This is a genomic window from Inhella crocodyli (genome assembly GCF_004004565.1).
In the GTDB taxonomy this organism is placed as follows: Bacteria; Pseudomonadota; Gammaproteobacteria; order Burkholderiales; family Burkholderiaceae_C; genus Inhella; species Inhella crocodyli.
The window spans coordinates 944,769-965,799 of the sequence record NZ_SACM01000001.1; the positions used below are offsets into that span (position 1 = coordinate 944,769).

17 protein-coding genes are annotated in these 21,031 nt (G+C 68.3%); 8 read left to right on the plus strand and 9 right to left on the minus strand.

Features of this window, described 5'->3' with window-relative positions; all coding sequences use genetic code 11:
• Nucleotides 1-13: 13 nt before the first annotated feature.
• Both glgB and EOD73_RS04380 read right to left on the minus strand, forming a co-directional pair.
• A complete protein-coding gene (glgB, locus tag EOD73_RS04375) occupies nt 14-2,179 on the minus strand; it encodes a 1,4-alpha-glucan branching protein GlgB (protein ID WP_127681208.1) in 2,166 nt (721 codons plus the stop codon).
• Nucleotides 2,180-2,181: 2 nt separating this feature from the next.
• On the minus strand, nt 2,182-4,731 hold the full coding sequence (locus tag EOD73_RS04380; RefSeq protein ID WP_240660591.1) for a glycogen/starch/alpha-glucan phosphorylase: 2,550 nt from the start codon (nt 4,729-4,731) through the stop codon (nt 2,182-2,184).
• A 378-nt stretch (nt 4,732-5,109) separates the two neighbouring features.
• On the opposite strand from EOD73_RS04380, the gene EOD73_RS04385 reads away from it, so the two are divergent.
• Genes EOD73_RS04385 through EOD73_RS04420 form a run of 8 tightly spaced genes read left to right on the plus strand, consistent with a single transcriptional unit; the run spans nt 5,110 to nt 16,721 of the window.
• Nucleotides 5,110-6,237 (plus strand): ABC transporter ATP-binding protein, encoded by a 1,128-nt coding sequence (locus EOD73_RS04385; protein ID WP_127681210.1) that lies wholly within the window; start codon nt 5,110-5,112, stop codon nt 6,235-6,237.
• A complete protein-coding gene (malE, locus tag EOD73_RS04390; RefSeq protein WP_127681212.1) occupies nt 6,234-7,424 on the plus strand; it encodes a maltose/maltodextrin ABC transporter substrate-binding protein MalE in 1,191 nt (396 codons plus the stop codon). Before EOD73_RS04385 ends, malE begins: the two co-directional genes overlap by 4 nt.
• Nucleotides 7,421-8,977, plus strand: coding sequence for a maltose ABC transporter permease MalF (gene malF / locus EOD73_RS04395; RefSeq protein ID WP_127681214.1), 1,557 nt, complete (start codon nt 7,421-7,423; stop codon nt 8,975-8,977). The genes malE and malF overlap by 4 nt, the downstream gene beginning before the upstream one ends.
• A complete protein-coding gene (malG, locus tag EOD73_RS04400; protein ID WP_127681216.1) occupies nt 8,977-9,867 on the plus strand; it encodes a maltose ABC transporter permease MalG in 891 nt (296 codons plus the stop codon). The genes malF and malG overlap by 1 nt, the downstream gene beginning before the upstream one ends.
• Nucleotides 9,868-9,901: 34 nt before the next feature.
• On the plus strand, nt 9,902-11,494 hold the full coding sequence (locus EOD73_RS04405) for a glycoside hydrolase family 13 protein (protein ID WP_127681218.1): 1,593 nt from the start codon (nt 9,902-9,904) through the stop codon (nt 11,492-11,494).
• Nucleotides 11,495-11,503: 9 nt separating this feature from the next.
• Nucleotides 11,504-13,087, plus strand: coding sequence for a glycoside hydrolase family 13 protein (locus EOD73_RS04410; RefSeq protein ID WP_205702405.1), 1,584 nt, complete (start codon nt 11,504-11,506; stop codon nt 13,085-13,087).
• Entirely contained in the window at nt 13,087-15,846 is a 2,760-nt protein-coding gene (locus EOD73_RS04415; RefSeq protein WP_127681220.1) for a glycoside hydrolase family 13 protein, read from the plus strand. The genes EOD73_RS04410 and EOD73_RS04415 overlap by 1 nt, the downstream gene beginning before the upstream one ends.
• Nucleotides 15,843-16,721 (plus strand): aldo/keto reductase, encoded by an 879-nt coding sequence (locus EOD73_RS04420; RefSeq protein ID WP_127681222.1) that lies wholly within the window; start codon nt 15,843-15,845, stop codon nt 16,719-16,721. The genes EOD73_RS04415 and EOD73_RS04420 overlap by 4 nt, the downstream gene beginning before the upstream one ends.
• Before the next feature lie 25 nt (nt 16,722-16,746).
• Here EOD73_RS04420 and EOD73_RS04425 read toward each other — a convergent pair whose 3' ends face one another.
• From EOD73_RS04425 to EOD73_RS04455, 7 genes are all read right to left on the minus strand, one after another.
• A complete protein-coding gene (locus EOD73_RS04425) occupies nt 16,747-17,124 on the minus strand; it encodes a VOC family protein (RefSeq protein WP_127681224.1) in 378 nt (125 codons plus the stop codon).
• Between the two features lie 25 nt (nt 17,125-17,149).
• Nucleotides 17,150-17,680 carry a fused DSP-PTPase phosphatase/NAD kinase-like protein gene (locus tag EOD73_RS04430; RefSeq protein WP_127681226.1) on the minus strand — a complete coding sequence of 177 codons (531 nt, stop codon included), beginning with the start codon at nt 17,678-17,680 and terminating at the stop codon, nt 17,150-17,152.
• Nucleotides 17,677-18,297 (minus strand): YdeI/OmpD-associated family protein, encoded by a 621-nt coding sequence (locus tag EOD73_RS04435; protein ID WP_127681243.1) that lies wholly within the window; start codon nt 18,295-18,297, stop codon nt 17,677-17,679. The genes EOD73_RS04430 and EOD73_RS04435 overlap by 4 nt, the downstream gene beginning before the upstream one ends.
• Nucleotides 18,294-18,644 (minus strand): DUF2200 domain-containing protein, encoded by a 351-nt coding sequence (locus EOD73_RS04440; RefSeq protein WP_127681245.1) that lies wholly within the window; start codon nt 18,642-18,644, stop codon nt 18,294-18,296. Before EOD73_RS04440 ends, EOD73_RS04435 begins: the two co-directional genes overlap by 4 nt.
• Before the next feature lie 7 nt (nt 18,645-18,651).
• Entirely contained in the window at nt 18,652-19,233 is a 582-nt protein-coding gene (locus tag EOD73_RS04445; RefSeq protein ID WP_127681247.1) for a hypothetical protein, read from the minus strand.
• Nucleotides 19,234-19,309: 76 nt separating this feature from the next.
• A complete protein-coding gene (locus tag EOD73_RS04450) occupies nt 19,310-20,125 on the minus strand; it encodes a substrate-binding periplasmic protein (protein ID WP_127681249.1) in 816 nt (271 codons plus the stop codon).
• Nucleotides 20,126-20,263: 138 nt separating this feature from the next.
• Nucleotides 20,264-21,010 carry a sugar nucleotide-binding protein gene (locus EOD73_RS04455; protein ID WP_127681251.1) on the minus strand — a complete coding sequence of 249 codons (747 nt, stop codon included), beginning with the start codon at nt 21,008-21,010 and terminating at the stop codon, nt 20,264-20,266.
• Nucleotides 21,011-21,031: the final 21 nt, after the last annotated feature.

Genomic DNA, 21,031 nt, shown 5'->3' on the forward strand with positions numbered 1-21,031 from the left:
GCAGCGCTCCGACTCAGGCAGGGACCAGGAACACCGTGGCCAGCGGCGGCAAGGTCAAGGCCAGGCTGTGGCTGCGCCCATGCGCGGCAAGCGCTTGCACGGCCAGCGCCTGCGGCCCATTGCCCACGTTGCTGCCGCCGTAATGCTCGCTGTCGCTGTTGAGCACCTCGCGCCACGCGCCGTGCGTGGACGGCACGCCCAGGCGGTAGCCGTGGCGGGGCACGGGGGTGAGGTTGCACACCACCAGCACGCTGCCGCCCTGGCCGTCGTGGCGCAGCCAGGCGTAAACGCTGCTTTCTTCGTCGTGGCTGGCCACCCACTCGAAGCCCTGGGCCTCGCAGTCCAGGCGGTGCAAGGCCGGCGTGCCGCGGTACAGGGCGTTCAGGTCGCCCACCCAGCGGCGCACGCCGGCGTGGCGCGCGTCGTCGAGTTGGTGCCAGGGCAAACCGACGTCGTGGTTCCACTCGCCGCGCTGGCCCCACTCCTGGCCCATGAACAGCAACTTCTTGCCCGGGTGGCCCCACATGAAGCCGAGGTAGGCGCGCGTGTTGGCGAACTTCTGCCACTCGTCGCCCGGCATCTTGTCGAAGAGGCTGCCCTTGCCGTGCACCACTTCGTCGTGGCTGATGGGCAGCATGAAGTTTTCGCTGAAGGCGTACACCAGCCCGAAGGTCATCTGGTGGTGGTGGTAGCGGCGGTGGATGGGGTCTTCGTGGATGTAGCGCAGGGTGTCGTTCATCCACCCCATGTTCCACTTGAAGTGGAAGCCCAAGCCGCCCAGGTAGGTGGGCTGGCTCACGCCGGGGAAGGAGGTGCTTTCCTCGGCCACGGTGATGGCGCCCGGCGCTTCCCGGCCCAGCACCTCGTTCACGTGCTGCAGCAGCGCGATGGCTTCGAGGTTCTCACGACCGCCGTGGTGGTTGGGCACCCACTCGCCGCTGGGGCGCGAGTAGTCGCGGTAGAGCATGCTGGCCACGGCGTCGACGCGCAGGCCGTCCACGCCCCAGCGCTCCACCCAGTACAGCGCACTGCTGGCCAAGAAGCTGCGCACCTCGCTCCGCCCGAAGTTGTAGATGAGGGTGTTCCAGTCGCGGTGGAAGCCCTCTTTCGGGTCTTGGTACTCGTACAGCGCCGTGCCGTCAAAGCGCGCCATGCCGAAGCCGTCGGTCGGGAAGTGCGCCGGCACCCAGTCCAGCAACAGGCCCAGGCCGTGGTCGTGGCAGGCCTGGACGAAGACCTCGAACTGCTCGGGCGGGCCGAAGCGGCGGCTGGGCGCGAACAGGCCCAGGGTTTGGTAGCCCCAGCTCCCATCGAAAGGGTGCTCGCTGATGGGCAGCAACTCGAGGTGCGTGAAGCCCAAGCCGGCCACGTAGGCGGGCAAGGTGTTGGCCAGTTCTTCCCAGGTGGGGAAACCGCCATCGCGTCCTTTGCGCCACGAGGCCGGGTGGCACTCGTACACGCTGATGGGCGCGTCGCGGCGGTTGGCCTCGGCGCGGCCGGGCGGCAGGCGGCGCTTGGGCGGCAGTGGCGCCACCACGCTCGCGGTTTCGGGCCGCAGCTCGGTCGAGCGCGCGTAAGGGTCGGCCTTGAGCGGCTGCAGGTGGCCGTCGGCCCCGATGAGCTCGTACTTGTAGAAGTCGCCCGCTTGCGCGTGGGGCACGAACAGCTCCCACACGCCCACGTCGTGGCGCAGGCGCATGGCGTGGCGCCGGCCGTCCCAGGCGTTGAAGCTGCCGACCACCGACACGCGGCGCGCGTTGGGTGCCCACACGGCAAAGCGCACGCCGGCCACGTCGCCATGGGTCACCGGCTGGCTGCCCAGGATCTCGAAGGCGCGCGCCTCGTTGCCGTCTCGCAGTCGGCGGATCTCGTCGTCGCTGAGCTGCGGCCCGAACGCGTAGGCGTCGGCGTACTCGCCCTCGCCCCCGGCCGCCCACTGAATCTTCAGCCGGTAGTCCACACGGGCCTTGCCCGGCAAGCGGCCCTCGAACAGACCGTCGCCGCGCGCCGTCAAGGGGGCCACCACCTGGCCGCCGACCACCGCCGACACGGCGGCCGCCTGCGGGTTCAGCACCCGAAGCCAAAGGGCGCCGGCCGCGTCGGTGTGGAGGCCCAACACGGCGAAAGGATCGCCATGCCGGGCTTCGACCAAGGCCTGCGCCACATCGGCTTCGAGCATGTTCACCCCAAGGAGTTCAAGGACCAGACGCGTTCGACGTACTCGGCGATGGTGCGGTCCGACGAGAACCAGCCCATGCCGGCCACGTTGCGGATCGCGCGCTCGCTCCAGGCCGCACTTTGCCGGAACAAAGCGTCCACGCGGCTTTGGGCGGCCACGTAGTCGGCGAAATCGGCCATCAGCATGTAGCCGTCGCGGTGCGTCAGGTTGTCGACGATGGCGCGGTAGCGCTCGGGGTCGCCGCTGCTGAAGGTGCCGTTGCCGATGGCGTCCATCACCGCCTTGAGCTGGCGGTTCTCTTCGATGTAGAGCTTGGGGTCGTAGCCGAGCTGCTTCATCTTCTGCACGCCCTCGGCGCGCAGGCCAAAGACGAACATGTTCAGCACGCCCATGGCCTCGGCCATTTCGATGTTGGCGCCGTCCCAAGTGCCGATCGTGATGGCCCCGTTCAGGGCGAACTTCATGTTGCCCGTGCCGCTGGCCTCGGTGCCGGCGGTGGAAATCTGCTCGCTCAGGTCGGCCGCCGGGATGATGGTCTCGGCCAGGCTCACGCCGTAGTTGGGCAGGTAGACGAGCTTGAGCTTGTCGCCCACGCGCGGGTCGCTGTTGACCACGCGGGCCACGTCGTGCGCCAGCTGGATGATCAGCTTGGCCATGTGGTACGCCGAGGCCGCCTTGCCGGCAATGACCACGGTGCGCGGCACCCAGTCCAGGCCGTCCGGCGCCTTGTTCGGGCTGGCCAAGATGGCCTGGTAGCGGGCGATGACGTGCAGGATGTTGAGCAGCTGGCGCTTGTACTCGTGGATGCGCTTGATCTGCACGTCGAACAGGCTGGCGGGGTTCACCACCGTGCCCAGCTGGGTGCGAATCAGCGCGGCGAGCTTTTCCTTGTTCTCGCGCTTCACGGCCTGGAAGGCGCGCTGCAGTTCGGCGTCGCCGGCCAGCTTGCCCACCTTGCTCAGGTCGGCGAGGTTCTTGCGCCAGCCACGGCCGATCTCGGCGTCCAGCAGGTTGCTCAGGCCGGGGTTGGCCTGGGCCAGCCAGCGGCGCGGCGTCACGCCGTTGGTGACGTTGTGGAAGCGATCGGGGTACAGGCACGCGTAGTCGGCAAAGATGGTTTGCACGCACAGGTCGCTGTGCAGCTTGGCCACGCCGTTGACGCGGTGCGAGGCCACGATGCTGAGCGCGGCCATGCGCACGCGGCGCTCGTTGCCGCCATGCTCGCTGCCCTCGTCGATGATCGACACGCGGCGCAACAAGGCGGTGTCGCCCGGGGCCTTGGCCTTCACCTCTTCCAGGAAGTGGTGGTTGATCTCGTAAATGATTTCGAGGTGGCGCGGCAGCAGGGCCTCGAACATGCGCACGGGCCAGGTTTCCAGGGCCTCGGGCATCAGGGTGTGGTTGGTGTAGCTCACCGCTTGGCGAGTGATCTTCCAGGCGGCGTCCCAGCTCAGGGCGTGCTCGTCCACCAGCAGGCGCATCAGCTCGGCCGGGGCCAGCGCGGGGTGCGTGTCGTTCAGGTGGATGGCGTTGAGCTTGCCCAGGTTCAGCAGCGTGCCGTACTCGCGCAGGTGGCGGGCGATCAGGTCTTGCAGCGAGGCGCTGACCAAGAAGGCCTCTTGCTTCAGGCGCAGCTCGCGGCCGGCCTCGGTGCTGTCGTCGGGGTACAGCACCCAGTTCAAGGCGTCGGCGGCCACGCGGTGGCGGCTGGCCTCGATGTAGTCGCCGCGGCAGAAGGCCTGGAAGTCGATCGGGTTGGCGCTGCTGGCGTGCCACTGGCGCAGGGTGCTCACGCGCTCGCTGTGGTGCGCCGGCACGATGAAGTCGTAGGCCTGGGCCATGATGACCTCGCCGCCGACCCAGCGGCGACCGCCGGCGTGACCGGCGTTGGACGAGTCGCTGACCACGCGGCCGCCGAAGCGCACCGGGTAGCGGCGCTCGGGGCGGATGATTTCCCAGGGCGCGCCCATGCGCATCCAGTCGTCGGGGCTCTCCACTTGGCGGCCGCCGTCGATGCCCTGGGCGAACATGCCGTACTGGTAGCGCAGGCCGTAGCCGAAGCTGGGCAGGCCGAGCTCGGCGAACGAATCCAAGAAGCAGGCCGCCAAGCGGCCCAGGCCACCGTTGCCCAGCGCCGCGTCGGGCTCGCGCTCGATCACGTCGCCCAAGGCCACGCCGCCGGCGTGCTGGTCCAAGGCCTCTTGCATGACCTTGTCCAGGCCCAGGGCCGCCAGGGCATTGCCCAGGGCGCGGCCCATCAGGAACTCCATCGACAGGTAGTGCACGCGACGCACCGGGGCGGCCTCGCCGCGCTGGTTGTCTTGCTGCTGGGTGCTGACCCAGCGCTCGTTCAGCAGGTCGCGGCAGGCGTGCGCGGCGGCGCGCAGGATGGCCTCCTTGCTGGGCGTGCCCGGGGCTTGCGAGAGTTCTCGGGCCAGCGCGGTCTTGAAGGCCGACTGCAGACTGGCGCGGGTGCGGGTGCGTTCGGTGGCGGACATGCTGGTGCGGCCCTTCGAGGTGGAAACGGGGGTGGTGTCGGCGAGACGGCTCATCGTTGTGTAGGAAAGCTACCGCCTTTGACAAGGCGAACAACCTTCTCCGGATGGGGCTCGCACGCACAGGGCGCACAAGCCGGTCGCAAGAATGCCGCACTTGGGTTGCGCGCGCCACCGGCGCGGCGCCTGGGCACCCCGCCGGCGCACGCCAAGGGCGACGCCTGGCCGAAAGTATCCCCCAGGTCCGCCTCCGTTTGTAGTTTGACTACATAGGGCATCCCCTAGGTTTACCCTAAGTTATTGATTTTTCAACGATTGCCGCCCAGGGCCTGCGGGTTGGGCTCTGTTGTGAAACTACATGCGGCTCGGTATATTGCGCCGCATCCCGAAGGTGCGCCCGAACGAGGCGACCTCAACACAGCTCCCGGAGTTCCCATGGCCAACGTTCAATTCAAGGGCGTGCAAAAGGCGTACGGCGACGTGCGCATCCTGCACGGCATCGACCTCGAGATCCGCGACGGCGAGTTCATGGTCTTTGTCGGCCCCTCGGGCTGTGGCAAGTCCACCCTGCTGCGCACCATCGCCGGCCTGGAAGACATCACCGGCGGCGAGCTGCGCATCGGCGGGCGGCTGGTGAACGACGTGCCCCCCGCGGAGCGCGGCATCGCCATGGTGTTCCAGAGCTACGCGCTCTACCCGCACATGAACCTGTACGACAACATGGCGTTCGGGTTGAAGCTGGCCAAGGTGCCCAAGGACGAGATCGACCGCGCGGTGATGCACGCCGCCAAGATCCTGCACATCGACCACCTGCTGCAGCGCAAGCCCAAGGACCTGTCGGGCGGCCAGCGCCAGCGCGTGGCCATCGGCCGCGCCATCGTGCGCAAGCCCGAGGTGTTCTTGTTCGACGAGCCCTTGTCCAACCTGGATGCGGCCTTGCGCGTGCGCATGCGCTACGAGTTCGCCAAGTTGCACGAAGACCTGAAGACCACCATGGTCTACGTCACCCACGACCAGGTGGAGGCCATGACCTTGGCCGACCGCATCGTGGTGCTCAGCGCCGGCAAGATCGAGCAGGTGGGCAGCCCGCTGGAGCTGTACGAGCACCCTGACAACCTCTTCGTGGCCGGCTTCATCGGCAGCCCGAAGATGAACTTCATCGAGGCCGAAGTGGTGCGCGGCACCGAGCGCATGGCCCTGGTGAAGCTGGCCAATGGCGCCCAGATCGACGTGCACGTGGACGCCAGCCGTGCCCGCGTGGGCGACAAGGTCACCCTGGGCGTGCGCCCGGAGCACTTCGTGCTGGGCGGCAGCGACAACCTGCTCAAGGCCACGGTCACCTTCGTCGAAAACCTCGGCGGCGCGACCTTCGCCTACTGCGCCTTCCCCGGCGTGGAAGATGCCTTGACCTGCGAGTTCGACGGCCGCGCTCGCGTGCGCTCGGGCGACGACCTGAGCCTGCACATCCCGCCCGATGCGGGCTACCTGTTCGATGCCGAGGGCCGCGCCTTCCACCGCCTGGCCCCCACGCCGCAAGCCAAGCGCCCGCAGGAGGCGGCATGAGCCGTTTGAACCGGGCGTTGGCGCTGGCCCTCAGCGCCGCGCTGCTGGCGCCGGGTGCGCAAGCACAAAGCAACCTGAAGCTGCTGGTGTGGATCAACGGCGACAAGGGCTACAACGGCCTGCAGCGCGTGGGCGACGCCTTCGAGCGCCAGACCGGCGTGAAGGTCGAGGTGCAGCACCCCGAGGGCGCGCCCGAAAAGTTCCAGCAGGCCGTCGGTGCGGGCAAGGGCCCCGACATCTTTTGCTGGCCGCACGACCGCGTGGGCGAGTGGGCCAAGGCCGGTCTCATCGTGCCGGTGCGGCCGAACAAGGCCATACGCGACGAGATCGAACCCAGCGCCTGGGACGCCTTCCGCTACCGCGGCAAGGTGTGGGGCTACCCCATCGCGATCGAGGCCAACGGCCTGATCTACAACAAAGACCTGGTGCGCACGCCGCCCGCCACCTTCGACGACGTGCGGGTCATCGATGCGGAGCTGAGCCGCCAAGGCAAGAAGGCCATCTTGTGGGACTTCAACAAAAGCTTCTTCACCTGGCCCATGTTGGCCGGCGCCGGTGGCTTCGTGTTCGGGAAGGACAAGACCGGTGAGTACGACCCGCTGCAGGTGGGCGTGAACACCCCAGGGGCCGTCAAAGCCGGTGAGGTGCTGAAGGGCCTCATCGACGACAAGGTCATGCCCAAGGGCGCGCGCTACGCCGAAATGGAGGCCGGTTTCGCCCGCGGCACGGTGGCCATGATGGTCAGCGGCCCCTGGGCCTGGGACAACGCCCGCCGGGCCAAGATCAACTTCGGCGTGGCCCCCATCCCCGCGGTGGTGGCTGGCCAACCCAGCCAACCCTTCGTGGGCGTTCTGGGCTGCATGGTCAGCGCGCCGAGCAAGCTCAAGGACATCGCCCGCGAGTTCTTGGAGAACCACCTGCTGCGCCCCGAGCAGCTCAAGGTCGTCAATGCCGACGTGCCGCTGGGCGTGCCGGCCAACAAGGCGTTTTACGCCGAGCTGTCGACCGACCCCAACATCCGCGCCACCATGGAAAACGCCCGCCTGGGGCGCCCGGTGCCCAACATTCCCGAGGTGGGCCGCTTTTGGACGGCCATGGACGCCGCGCTCGAAGCCATCACCAACGGGCTGCAATCGCCCCAAGACGCCTTGGACGGCGCCAGCGCCCGCATGAAGGTGACCCGATGAACGCCGCCGTGACCCTGCCCCCGCGCACCGAGGGCGTGACCCCCTGGGTGAAGTGGCCCCTGACGGCCGGCCTGGCCGTCGCCTGCCTGTACCTGGTGTTCGCCATCATCGCCACGGGCCAGTACCTGTGGGGCGTCGGCGCCTTGGTGCTGTTCGCCGCCGCCTTCTACGTCTACCTGGGCAAGATCAGCTTCGCCTACCGCTACCTGTTCCCCGGCATCGCCGGCATGTTGCTGTTCGTGGCCTTTCCGCTGGTCTACACCTTCCAGCTGGGCTTCACGAATTACTCGTCCAGCAACCTGCTGACCGAGGAGCGCTCGCGCCAGTACTTGCTGGACCAAACCGAGTTCGACGAGGCCGACGCCCTGGGCTACAGCCTGCACGCCGATGGCAAGGAGTTCCGCGTGGTGCTGCGCCAGGGTGGCGACGCGCTATGGGTCTCGGGGCCCTTGGCCCTGCGCAGCGGCAAGACGCCGCCGGTGGTGACCTTGCAAACGCCTTCGCAGGCCAGCTTCGCGATCCAGTCGCCGCTGACCCTGCGCGAGCTCATCGAACACCGCAACGTGCTGCAGCAACTCAAGCTGCAAGTGCCGGGCGGCCCAGAACTGCACTACGCCGGTCTGCGGGAATTCGCGCCCATCAAGCGCTTGTGGACGGCCAACCCCGACGGCTCGGTGACCGAAGTGGCGAGCGGCACGATCTACGCGCCGAACCGAGACACCGGCTTCTTCACCAACGCCGACGGCGTGCAGTTGCAGCCGGGCTTCAAGGTCTTTGTGGGCTGGAAAAACTACGCCCGCATGTTCGGCGACGCCGACTTCCGCGGCCCCTTCATGGCCATCTTCGTGTGGACGGTGGTCTTCGCCGGCCTCACGGTGCTGTTCTCCCTGGCCGTGGGCATGAGCCTGGCCGTGCTGCTGAACTGGGAAGGCCTGCGCTTCCGCACCACCTACCGCACCTTGCTGTTCCTGCCTTACGCGGTGCCCGGCTTCATCAGCATCTTGGTGTTCAAGGGCCTGTTCAACCAGAACTTTGGCGAGATCAACGCCATCCTGGACGCGCTCTTCGACATCAAGCCCGCGTGGTTCGCCGACCCGTTCTTGGCCAAGGTGATGATCCTCATCGTCAACACCTGGCTGGGCTACCCGTACATCATGATTCTGTGCGCCGGCTTGCTGAAGGCCATCCCGGCCGACCTGTACGAGGCCAGCGCGCTGGCCGGTGCCGGACCGCTGACGAACTTCTTCAAGATCACGATCCCGCAGATCATCAAACCGCTCACGCCGCTGCTGATCTCGGCCTTCGCCTTCAACTTCAACAACTTCGTGCTGATCGCGCTGCTCACCGACGGGCGGCCCGACTTCCTCAACACCAAGTTGCCGGCGGGGCAGACGGACATCCTGGTCAGCTACACCTACCGCATCGCCTTCCGCGATTCGGGGCAGGACTTCGGCTTGGCCGCGGCCATCAGCACGCTGATCTTCATCTTGGTCGCGCTGCTGTCGATCGCCAACCTGCGCCTGACCAAGTCCAACGATTCGGGAGCCCGCTGATGGCCATCGTTCAAGGCAAGAACCAAAAGTGGCGCACCTTCTTCGCCCACGCGGTGCTGTGGGTGCTGATCGCGCTGACCATCTTCCCGCTGCTGGCCGTGGTGTCCATCAGCCTGCGCCCCGGCAACTTCGCCACCGGCAGCCTGATCCCCACCGAGATCAGCCTGGAGCACTGGAAGTTGGCGCTGGGCTTCAGCTACCAGGGGCCCGACGGCTCGCTGGTGGAGCCGCCCTTCCCCGTGCTGCTGTGGCTGTGGAACTCGATCAAGGTGGCCACCATCTCGGCCTTCCTGATCGTGGCCATTTCCACCACCGCGGCCTACGCCTTCGCGCGCCTGCGCTTTCCCTTCAAGGCCAGCCTGCTCAACAGCATGCTGCTGCTGCAGATGTTCCCGGTGGTGCTGGCCCTGGTGGCCATCTTTGCCATCTTCGAAACCATCGGCGCTTACATCCCCTGGCTGGGCGTGGAAACGCACGCGGGCTTGATCGTGGCCTACCTGGGCGGCGTGGCCACCCACATTTGGACGATCAAGGGCTACTTCGAAACCATCCCGGTGGAGATCGAAGAGAACGCCAAGGTGGACGGTGCCACGCACTGGCAGGCCTTCCGCCACGTGCTGCTGCCCATGGCCGTGCCCATCCTCGTGGTGGTCTTCGTGCTGGCCTTCATCGGCACCATCATCGACTACCCCGTGGCCAGCGTGCTGCTGCGCGAGGAAAGCAACCTGACGCTCGCCGTCGGCACCAAGTACTACCTGAACGACCAGCGCTTCCTGTGGGGCGACTTCGCCGCCGCGGCGGTGCTGTCGGGCCTGCCCATCACCCTGGTGTTCTTGGCCGCGCAGCGGTGGATCGTCTCGGGCTTGACGGCCGGGGGCGTGAAGGGCTGACGCCCTGCCTCTCGCCGCCCACCAAAGGATCGCGATGAAAACCTTGCTGGGGCTCGCTGGCACTTTGACCGCCTTTGCAATCGGTTCCATCCAAGCGGCACCGCTCACCGCGACCGAGTCGGCCGAGCGCGATCGCTTTGCCGCGCGCGAGCATGACTGGCGCAATGGCGCGGTGGTTTACCAAATCATCGTGGACCGCTTCGCGCCCAGCCGCGACCTGGACGCCAAGCGTGCGCTTTACCCCGCACCAAAGACCCTGCGCCCCTGGTCCGAAACCTCCAAGCCCGGCCCCTACCTGGAGGACCAGAAGCTCAGCGCGCACGAACTGGACTTCTGGGGCGGCGACCTGCCCAGCGCCACCGCCAAGTTGGACCACGTGCAGGGCCTTGGTGCTCAGGTGCTCTACCTGAATCCCATCCACCTGGCCCACACCAACCACAAGTACGACGCCTTCGACTTCCAGGCCATCAGCCCCGAGTACGGCACACGCGCCGACTTCAAGGCATTGGCCGCCGAAGCCCACCGGCGCGGCATGAAGGTGGTGCTGGACGGCGTCTTCAACCACATGGGACGCAACGCGCCCAAGTTCCAGGACGCACTGGCCAACCCACAAAGCCGCTGGCGCGACTGGTTCGCCATCGGCCCGCAGTACCGCGGCGGCGCGAGGGTGTGGACGGCCTTCCAGAACCTGCCCGAGTTGAACCTCGAGAACCTCGCCGTGCGAAAGCACCTGTGGCTGGACCGCGATTCGGTGGTGCGCGGGTACCTGCGCGACGGGGCCGACGGCTGGCGCCTGGACACCGCCTTCGAACTGGGCCACGCCTACCTGCGCGAGTTGACCGACGCCGCCCACCGCGAGAAGCCGGGCTCCCTGGTGGTGGGCGAGATCGTCAACCACCCTGCCGCCTGGCTGAAGTCCATCGACGCCGTCATGAACTTCACCCTGCGCGACCTGCTGCTGGGTCTGGTCCGTGGCGAAATGGAACCGGCCATGGCCTCGCGCCTGATGGCCCGGCTGGTGGACGACGCGGGGGTCGAGCCTCTGCTCAAGTCCTGGGTCGTCATCGACAACCACGACATCCCGCGCATCGCCACGCAACTGCCCGACCTGCCGCAGCGCCGCTTGGCGCAGGCCCTGCAGTTCACCCTCCCCGGCGCACCCAACCTGTACTACGGCGTGGAGGTGGGCATGACCGGTGGCGCCGACCCCGAGAACCGGGGCCCCATGCGTTGGGACCTCGTGCGCGACGACCACCCGGAGATGGTGTGGACGAAACAGCTCGTGGCGCTGCGCCAACAGCACCGCGCGCTGCGCATTGGCGACTACCGCGCCATCGACGCGCAACGCCTGTTCGCCTTCGAGCGCCACACCGACCGCGCGCTGGAAACGCGCATCGTCGTGGCCAACCCCAGCGACCAGCCCGTGCGCGAGCGCCTGCTGGTGCGGAACGCCCACTTGATGGACGACACGCCCATGGTGGACGTACTCGGCCTCGTGCCCGATTCGGTGGTCGCCGGGTTCGGTCCCGGTTTCGTCACCGTGGACGTGCCCCCGCGCGGCGTGCTGGTGCTGGCGCCACGCCCCAAAGACCTGGGCGGCTACAGCCGCTACAAACGCGTGCCTTAAGAGGTTCCCATGAAACTCGCCCCGCTGTTCGCTTTGACTCTGCTGATGGGAGCCGCCATGGTTCACGCCGCCGACCCCGCTAACCGCTACGACGCCGAACTCAAGGGTCGTTTTGAAGCCCGCGAGAAGGACTGGCGCAACGGTGCCATCGTCTACCAGGTGTTGCCCGACCGCTTCGCGCCCGCGGCCAACCTGGAGGCCAAGCGCCACCTGTACCCCGCGCCCAAGGTCCTGCGCAGCTGGGACGAAACCCCCAAGCGCGGCACCTACGTGGAAAGCGCCAAGCTGTGGAGCCACGAGATCGAGTTCTGGGGCGGCGACCTGCAAAGCCTGCGCGCCAAGCTGGACCACGTGCAAGGCCTGGGCGCCGACGTGCTCTACCTCAACCCCATCCACCTGGCCTACACGAACCACAAGTACGACGCCTTCGACTACAACGCCGTGAGCCCCGAGTTCGGCACGCGCGCCGACGTCAAGGCCTTGGCGAAGGACGTGCACGCACGCGGCATGAAGCTGGTGCTGGACGGCGTGTTCAACCACATGGGCCGCAACTCGCCCAAATTCAAAGACGCCGAGGCCAACCCCAAGAGCCCCTGGCGCGACTGGTTCTACTTCGGCCCCCCGTACCCGGGCGGCGCGCGCTCCTGGTGGCTGGCCGAGAACCTGCCCGAGATCAACTTGGAGAACCCCGCCGTGCGCGACCACGTGTACGCCGGCAAAGACTCGGTGGTGCGCAGCTACTTGCGCGACGGCGTGGACGGCTGGCGCCTGGACGTGGCCGTGGACATCGGCTTCGAGCACCTGCACGGACTCACGCGGGCAGCGCACGCCGAGAAGCCCGGCTCGCTGGTGGTGGGCGAGATCGCCAACTACCCCAAGGAGTGGTTCCCGGCGGTGGACGGCGTCATGAACTTCACCCTGCGAGCCCTCGTGTTGCGCCTAGTGGAGCAAAAGATCGAGCCGCAACACGCCGCGCGCATGATCGACCGCATGGTGCGCGAGTCCGGCATCGAACCCATGCTCAAGAGCTGGCTCATGCTGGACAACCACGACGAGCAGCGCATCGCCACCCGCGTGCCCGACGAGGCCCAGCGCCGCCTCGCCCAGGTGCTGCAGTTCACCCTGCCCGGCGCCCCCAACGTCTACTACGGCAGCGAAGTGGGCATGACAGGCGGTGGCGACCCCGAGATGCGCGCCCCCATGCGCTGGGACTGGGTGCGCGACGACAACCCCACCCTGCGCTGGACGAAGCAATTGATCCAGCTGCGCAAGCAACACCGCGCCCTGCGCGTGGGCGATTTCCGGCTCGTCGAAAGCAACCGGCTGTTCGCCTTCGAGCGCCACACCGACCGCGCCGCCGACACCGTGGTGGTGGTGATGAACCCCACGTCGCAGACGGTGCGCGAAACCGTGATGGTGGCCAACGCCAAGTTGATGAACAACTGGATGCTCGTCGACCAACTCGGCGGCGGGCCCAAGCAAATGATCGTCACCGGCCTGCTGGACCTCGAACTGCCGCCCGGCGCCTTCCGCGTCTACGTGCCCGAGCTCAGCCCCGGTGGCGGCTACAGCGCCTACAAGCGCGTGCAGTGATGAAACTTTGGACCCTGGGCCTGGCCCTCGCCCTCAGCGCCGCGGGCGCCTCGGCCCATGCCGCCTGCACCAAGGCCCCGCTCAAGGGCCGCGACGCTTACGTGCGCGGCAGCTTGAACGGCTGGGCCGCCGACGAAGCCTGGCGCATGGCCTGGCGCTGCGACCACTACGAGCTCATCGCCTCGCCCAAGGGCGAGCACCAGTTCAAGCTGGCCGACGACGACTGGAGCGCCGACGCCGACTGGGGCGCCGAACCCGGCGCCCGCGCCCGCCCGGTGCGCCCCGAGGGCAACGCCTTGTTCCCGCGCGGCGCGCCGCTCGAGGCCCATTTCGACGGCACGCCCAAGCGCTTCGAGCTGCGCTTCGCCCAAGGTCTGACCCAACCCAAGTTCCGCATGAGCGACTGCCAAGCCAAGCCGCCCCTGGGCGACACCCAGCTCTACCTGCGCGGCACCATGAACAACTGGGCCGCGCTGGACGATTACGCCTTCCGTTGGCACTGCGACGCCTACGTGCTCAATGTCGACCTCAAGAACCGCCACGACTTCAAGATCGGCGACGCCGCTTGGGGCAAGCCCAGCATCGTGGCCGCCAACGCCGCTGGCGAGGCGGCCACCGAGGCCCAGGGCGGCAACGGCAACTTCCAGCGCAGCTTCCAAGGCGAGCACACGCTGACCCTGCGCTTCGACGCCCAAGGCCGCCCCTCGCTTGCCATCGGCCCCAAGACCTTCAGCGACGGCAGCGACAGCAAGATCACCGATGCGACGGCGCTCGCCGTGCGCTACGACTCGCGCGCCAGCGAGCACAAGGAGCCCTTCGGCGCGCAGCCCGTGGGCACCACCTTCCAGTTCCGCGTGTGGGCCGACGTGCCCGGCCTCAAGGCCGTCACCTTGGTGGTGGAGCGTCGCGAACTGGTGGGCAACCAAGAGAAGCTCGAGTACCACCCGCTGGCCCGCGTGGCCATGACGCCGCACTCGCACGGCATGGGCACGCGCTTCGAGGGCAGCTACCGCTTCGATGCCATTGGCGTCTACGGCTACTGGTTCGAGGTGGAAACCGCGCATGGCCGCTACGCGCTGCAGAACAACAAGGACAGCGTCTACTGGACCCGCGAGAAAGGCTCGATGGGCCCGGCCGTCATCGAGGCTCTGCCGGAGAGCACCAAGCGCATCCGCCGCTACCGCCAAACCGTGCACCTGCCGCAGTTGCGCGTGCCCGACTGGGCCAGCGACCTCGTCTACTACTACGTCTTCCCCGAGCGCTTCCGCAACGGCGACAAGACCAACGACCCTCAACCCGGTCGCGACAAGTACCAAGACCACAGCGTGGAGCGCCACGCCAAGTGGCTGGAGCGCCCTTACCGGCCCGGCGACGGCGACAACGCGGGCGACGGCGTCTACAACAACGACTTCTTCGGCGGCGACTTAGCCGGCCTGATCGACAAGCTCGACGACATCCGGGCCCTGGGCGCCAACGCGCTCTACCTGACCCCGGTGTTCCGCGCGGCCAGCAACCACAAGTACGACACGGGCGACTACCTGCAGATCGACCCTGGCTTTGGCAGCAACGCCGACTTCGAGCGCCTGACCCGCGAGGCCGCCAACCGCGGCATGCGCGTCATCCCCGACACCTCGCTCAACCACGTGGGCTCCGACTCGCCCTACTTCGACCGCTTCGGCAACTTTGGTGGCAAGACGGGGGCCTTCGCCAACGGCAAGCCCAACCCGAAGAGCCCCTACTTCGACTGGTTCAAGTTCGACCTGAGCAAGACCGACCCCAACCAGCAGTACCAAGGCTGGGTGGGCGTGGGCGACCTGCCCGAGCTCGACAAGAGCAGCGAGAGCTGGCGCCGCTTCGCCTACAAGGACGACAACAGCGTCACCCGCACCTGGCTGCGCCGGGGCGCGGCCGGCTGGCGCATGGACGTCGCCCCCTGGGTGCCCGACGACTTCTGGCGAGAGTGGTCCGCCGTGGTGAAGCAGGAGAACCCCCAGGCCCTGACCGTGGCCGAAACCTGGTTCGACGCCAGCAAGTACTTCCTCGGCGACACCTTCGACTCGACGATGAATTACATCTTCCGCAACGCGGTGCTCGACTTTGCGGCGGGCGGCAAGGCCTCGTCGGTGTACCAAAGCCTGGAACTCACGCGCGAGTCCTACCCGGCGCCCATGCTTCAGGCCAGCATGAGCCTGCTGAGCACGCACGACCAAGCGCGCGCGCTGCACGCCTTCGGCATTGCGAACGACCCCCACACCGACCCCAAGGTCGACCCGGCCAAGCTGGCCGAGGCCAAGCAGCGCCTGCGCCTGGCCGTGCTCTTTCAGATGAGCTTCCCCGGCGCACCCACCGTCTACTACGGCGACGAGGTCGGCGTGGGCGGCGGCGACGACCCCTTCAACCGCGCCACCTACCCCTGGGCCGACGAAGGCGGTCAGCCCGACCTGGCCTTGCGCGCCGAGTTCCAGCGCCTCATCGCCATGCGCCACGCCCACCCGGTGCTGCGCCGCGGCACGCTGGAAGCCCCCCTGCACCTGGACGACCACGTCGTCGCGTTCCAACGCAGCTTGGGCACCACCCAGGCCTTGGTGCTGCTGAACAACGACCGCAAGCCCCGCACGCTGCGCCTGGTCCTGCCCGCCGGTCAACGCTGGAACGACGCCTTGGCACCCGGCGTGAGCGTCACGGTCAACGCGCAGAGCGAGCTGGCAATCACGGTGCCGCCGCTGTTCGGCCGCGTGCTGATCCACAGCGCGCCATGACCCCAACTCCCATCGGCCAGACCGGCCTGCAGGTCACGCGCGTCGGCTTCGGCGCCATGCACTTCGACGGCCTGGACGACGAGGCCGCCGTGGGGCGCTTGCTCAACGGTGCGCTCGACCTGGGCATCAACTTGATCGACACCGCCCGCGGCTACGGCCGCAGCGAAGAACGCATCGGCCGCCACCTGGCGCACCGCCGGCACGAGTTCGTCCTCAGCACCAAGTTCGGCTACGGCGTCGACGGCGTCCCCGACTGGACCTACCCCTGCATCATGCAAGGCGTGGAGCGCGCCTTGCGCCTGATGCGCACCGAGGTCATCGACATCGGCCACCTGCACAGTTGCCCCCTGCCCGTGCTGCAGCGCGGCGAAGTGACCGAGGCCCTGGCCGACTGCGTGCGCGCCGGCAAACTGCGCGTGGCCGCCTACAGCGGCGAGAACGCCGAGCTGGCCCACGCCCTGGCCGACGACCGCTTCGCCAGCGTGCAGTGCAGCCTCAGCTTGGTGGACCAAGCCAACGCGCCACAGGTGGCGGCCACGGCCAAGGGCGTGCTCGTCAAGCGCGCGCTGGGCGGCCGCGCTTGGGCGCAGGCGCAGCGCCCCGAGGACTTCTGCGAGGGCCAGTACTGGGACCGCTGGCAGGCTTTGGGCTTGGCCCACGGCCTGCCCGACCTGGGTCTGTCCTGGCCCGACCTGGCCCTGCGCTGGGCCGCGCACCGGCCCGGCGTGGCCAGCGTGCTGGTGGGCAGCCAGCGGCTGGAGAACCTGTCGGCCGCCGTGGCCACCGTGGCGCAAGGCCCCTTGCCGGCCGAGGTGCTGGCTGCGGTGGACGCCGCTTGGACGCGCGTCGGCCGCGATTGGCCGGGCCTGGTTTGACACGCCAAGGCCGGTTCACCCGGCCCTAGGCCGGCTCGGCCCGGTGGCAGACCGCCTCCAGGTTGTGTCCATCCGGGCCGATCACGAAGGCCGCGTAGTAGTTCGGGTGGTAGCGCGGGCGCAAACCCGGCGGCCCGTTGTCTTGGGCCCCCGCGGCCAACGCTGCGGCATAGAAGGCATCGACCTCGGCCCGGGTTTCGGCCACGAAGGCGATGTGCAGGGGCACCGGTCGTTCTGTGGCCTGGTAGAGGCACAGCGAGGCGTCTTGGCGGCCGCACAGCTCCACGCCGTAATTGGGCTCGCCCTCACCCCCCACCGCCACGCCCAGGGGCGCCAGGGCCTGGGCGAAAAAGGCCTTGCTGGCGGCGTAATCGCTGACACCGAACTTCACGTGGTCGAACATGAAAAGCCTCGCTGGGGATGCGACTTCACAAGGGCACGAAGTCGATGCCCTGCTGCTTCAATTCTTCCAGCACCAGCGCCCGCCACGGGCCACTCGGTGACCAAACACGGGCCACCGCCTCGTAGGCCTCGGCTGGGTCCGCCTGCAGCGCCCGCACGCGGTGCAAGAAAACCATGGTCGAGGCCCGCATGTTCACCTGGCAGTGGACCAGCACCTTCTGGTCCTGAAGGCGCCGCAGGGCCGCCGACACGGCCGCCGCATGGGCCGCCGTGGGCGCTGCGAACGGCACCGGGAGGTGCACGAACTCGATGCCCTGCCGACGCAGCAGCGCCTCCTCCTCGGGCACCGCGTCGGGCACGGTGCTGGGGGCCAGGTAAATCACGGCTTGGAAGCCCAAGCCGCCCAAGCCGGCCAGGGTTTGGCGAGTCGGCTGGCCCGCAGTGACCAAGCGCGGTCCGATCTCGACCACGTTGGGTGCGTCCAGGCCCACCGCCCGCGCGGGGTCCAAGCCCAGCATGGCGCCCACACCCACCCAGAGCGTGCTGCGGCGCCTCATCGCTCTTGAACGCCCTTGCCCGCCAACATGCGTTCGCGAAAGCCCAACACGCGCGCCACGCGGGTCTCGGGCTTCTTGGCGGCGTTGATGCGCAGCACGTAGCCGCGCTGCCGGCCCGGCGTCAGCGCGTCGAACGCCGCGCGCCATTCGGCATCGGCCGCCAGCGCCTCGGCCAGTTCCTCGGGCAGCACCAGGGCCGTGGCCTCTTTCGGCGGCAAGCGCCCGGCTTCGGCATGGCCCATGGCCTCGCGCAAGCAGGCCCGCACCGCGTCGGCGCGCTCGGCCACCTGCAACGCGCAGGTGAAGCGCAGGGCGTCGGCGTGCTGCGTGGCCGGGCCTTGCCGCTCCAAGAGCCCGCCCGCGTTGCTCAGCAACGCGGCATGGAAGAAGCTGAGTCGAAAGTCCTGCCGGAAGGCGCCCAAGATCGCCACGTTGCGCCCCGCGTGCCGGTAGCAAGGGTGGCCCCACTTGGCGACTTCTTGCAGCCCCTCGCCCAGGCACAGCGCCCGCAAGGCTTGCAGGCCCTCGGCCCAGTGGCGGGTGCTGCAGTCGGGCGTGGCAAAGCGTTCGCAGCGGCCGCAACCCTGCGCGAAGTAGTCGTCCACGGCGGTGATCACGCGCGCAGCACCTTCGCCAAGGGCTTGCCCTTGGCCAATTCGTCCACCATCTTGTCCAGCTGCCGGATCAGCCGCATCAGCGGGTCGTCCACCGCCTCCACCCGCACGCCGCAAACCACCCCAGTCACGCGCTCGCGCTGGGGGTTCAACGCGGGCGCCTGGTCGAAGAAGTCCTGCACCGAGGTCTGGGCCGCCAGCACCGCCTGCAAACCGGCGTCGTCGTAGCCGGTGAGCCAGGCGATCACTTGGTCCAATTCGGCACGCGTTCGGCCCTTGCGCTCGAGCTTGTTCAGGTACGCGGGGTACACCGCCGCGAAGGGCATGGCGAAGAGGCGGTGGGGGGCCATGCTCAGCTCAGCGCGGCCCCACGCCCAGGTACCGCTCGGGGTCGAAGTCCGCCAGGTCGATCTTGCCGAAGTCCTTGGGGGGACGGTGACGCTGGACTTGCGCCTTCTCGGACTCCGCGGCGTGGAACGATCGCTCTTCGACCGCGACCAGTTGCCACGCCCGGTCGATGCGCGAGTAGGCGAAACGGGCCGAGGTGGACCAGCGCCAAGCGCTGCCGCCGTGGTGCGCCACCGTGAAACCCTGGCGCTGCAGCGTGAGCCCCGCGAAGGGGTCGCCCAACGCGCCGCCACAGGCGCGGCACAGCACCACCTTGTCGCTGTGCTGGGCGACCTGCAAAGTGCCGTTGGGGCCGCGCACCAGCAGCGTCAAGCGCCGGGGGCCGTCGCCGTCGTCGCCGGGGGCCTCTGTCACCAGCAAGGCATCCGGTCGGCCGTCGCCATTCAGATCGCCCGCTTCGTGCGCGACCACCTGGGCCCCGTGGGGCACGAAGGGACGCAACTCGGCCGGCACCGAAGGCCCGGCAGCCGCGGCCGAGGGACCGAGCAGGGACGCGACCCAAAGCCAGCTGGCACAACGCGCAAGGACCATGAGCGAGAAATCAAGAAGGCGAGGTGACGGGTCGCGCGCGAGGCCCCCCCCCCGCCGCGGGACAAGCGGTGGGCGCTCAACGCACCTCGGCCGCCACGGGTTTGGTTTTCCACATCTGCACCCCGCGTTGCACGAACTCGGGCATCAGCTTGTCGCGCTGCAGGCGGTACATCGCGCGGGTCAGCGCACCGCGCAACTCGGGCGTGTTGCAGGCGCTGCGGTGCGAGAGCGTGACGTACAGGCGCTCTTGGGCCACCGGCGGCGCCAAGGCCTTGAGGCCTTGAATCCCCAGGCTGGCGACGTAGGCCTCGGCCGGGCTGTCCTCGTAGAGCAGGAAGTCGCCGCGGCCGAGCTCCAGCATCTTCAAGGCCTGCTCCAGCGACGCCACGCGGGTCATCTGCAGCTTCTCCTTCATGAAGCGGTCGAACTCCTCGCCGAAGCTGTTGTTCACCACGGTGAGCCCGCTGCGGCCCTGCAAGTCGGCCCATTTGCTGTAACGCAGCGGTTTGGCCTCTCGCACCAGCACCACGGAGCGGGTCTCGCGGAACGGTGGGTACACATAGTCCATGTACTCGGTGCGCGGCAAGGTGAAAAACGCCCCGGCGATGAGGTCGATGCGCCCGGCGCGCGCCTCTTCCTGCACGCGACTCCAAGGGCCGACGTAGCGAACCTCGATGGGCAGGTTGATCTCGCGCGACAGCCATTGCATCAGTTCGGCATTGGCCCCGACCAACTCGTCCTCGTCGCTCGCATTGCGCCACAGGTAGGGCGGGTACTGGGGGTTGCCCGAGGCAATGAGCCGGGTGCAGGTCGCGCTCGAGTGCGCGGCCTGGACCCCCAAGACCAACAAGCCACCAAGGGCCATCGCGAGCAAGGCGCGCGCTGTTCGCATGAATTCGCAGGAGGAGTGAGAACTTTTGTCAGTATGGACCGCCAGTGTGACCCTTGACTCCCCAGCGAAACCCTTGGTGCAAGGGCCTTGTCGCACGCCGATGCACCCAACAGAGGCACCCGATCCGCACCGTGTGCTTCAGCGGGTCCCCAATCGGGCCGACAAGGGCGGCACATGGCGTTCGCCACCCGCCAGGCGCTGGTCGTGGGCATGGTCGGCATGCACCCGCAAGCGCCAATGCCGACGCTGGTGGGCACGGGCCAACGCGGCCACCAACTCGGCAAAGGTCCAACCCTCGGCCGCATTGCTGTCCACGTGATGAACGCCCGGCTGGACCAGCAGCTGCAACAGGGCCTCGGCCGTGTCGGCCATGTAGCTGCACGCCGGCTTCCAGGCGCGGCTCGCGGCCACTTCGCCCTGCGTGCGCTGCCACTCGTCCAGGGTGGCCAGCATGTTGTTGCCCCGCGCCTCGGGGTCGATCTGCCAGCCAATGCGCACGATGCTGGCGCTGGGGTGGGCGGCCGCCACGGCGTCCTCGGTGGCGACCTTCCCACGGCCGTAGTCGTCCACCGCGTTGCGGGCATCGCCCACGGCATGGGGGCCATTGGGCTCGTGGTGGAACACCATGGCGGTGCTGGTCATCACGAAAGGCAAGTGCCGCCGAGCAGCCCAGGCGGCCAGTTCTGCCGATGCCTGGGCGTTGGCCATGGCGAGGTGCGCGATGCCATCAGGACGCTGTGCATCCAAGTAGCGCGCGGCGGCGGGTGGCCCCAGGGAACGCAGGAGGCGGTGGTCCAGGCCCAGCACGCGGTGCCCCCGCGCCCGCGCCGCGCGCGCCAGCACCGGGGCCAAGGTGCCGCTCAGGCCGGTGATCAGCAGGCGCATCGGCGCGTGGTCACGTCGCCG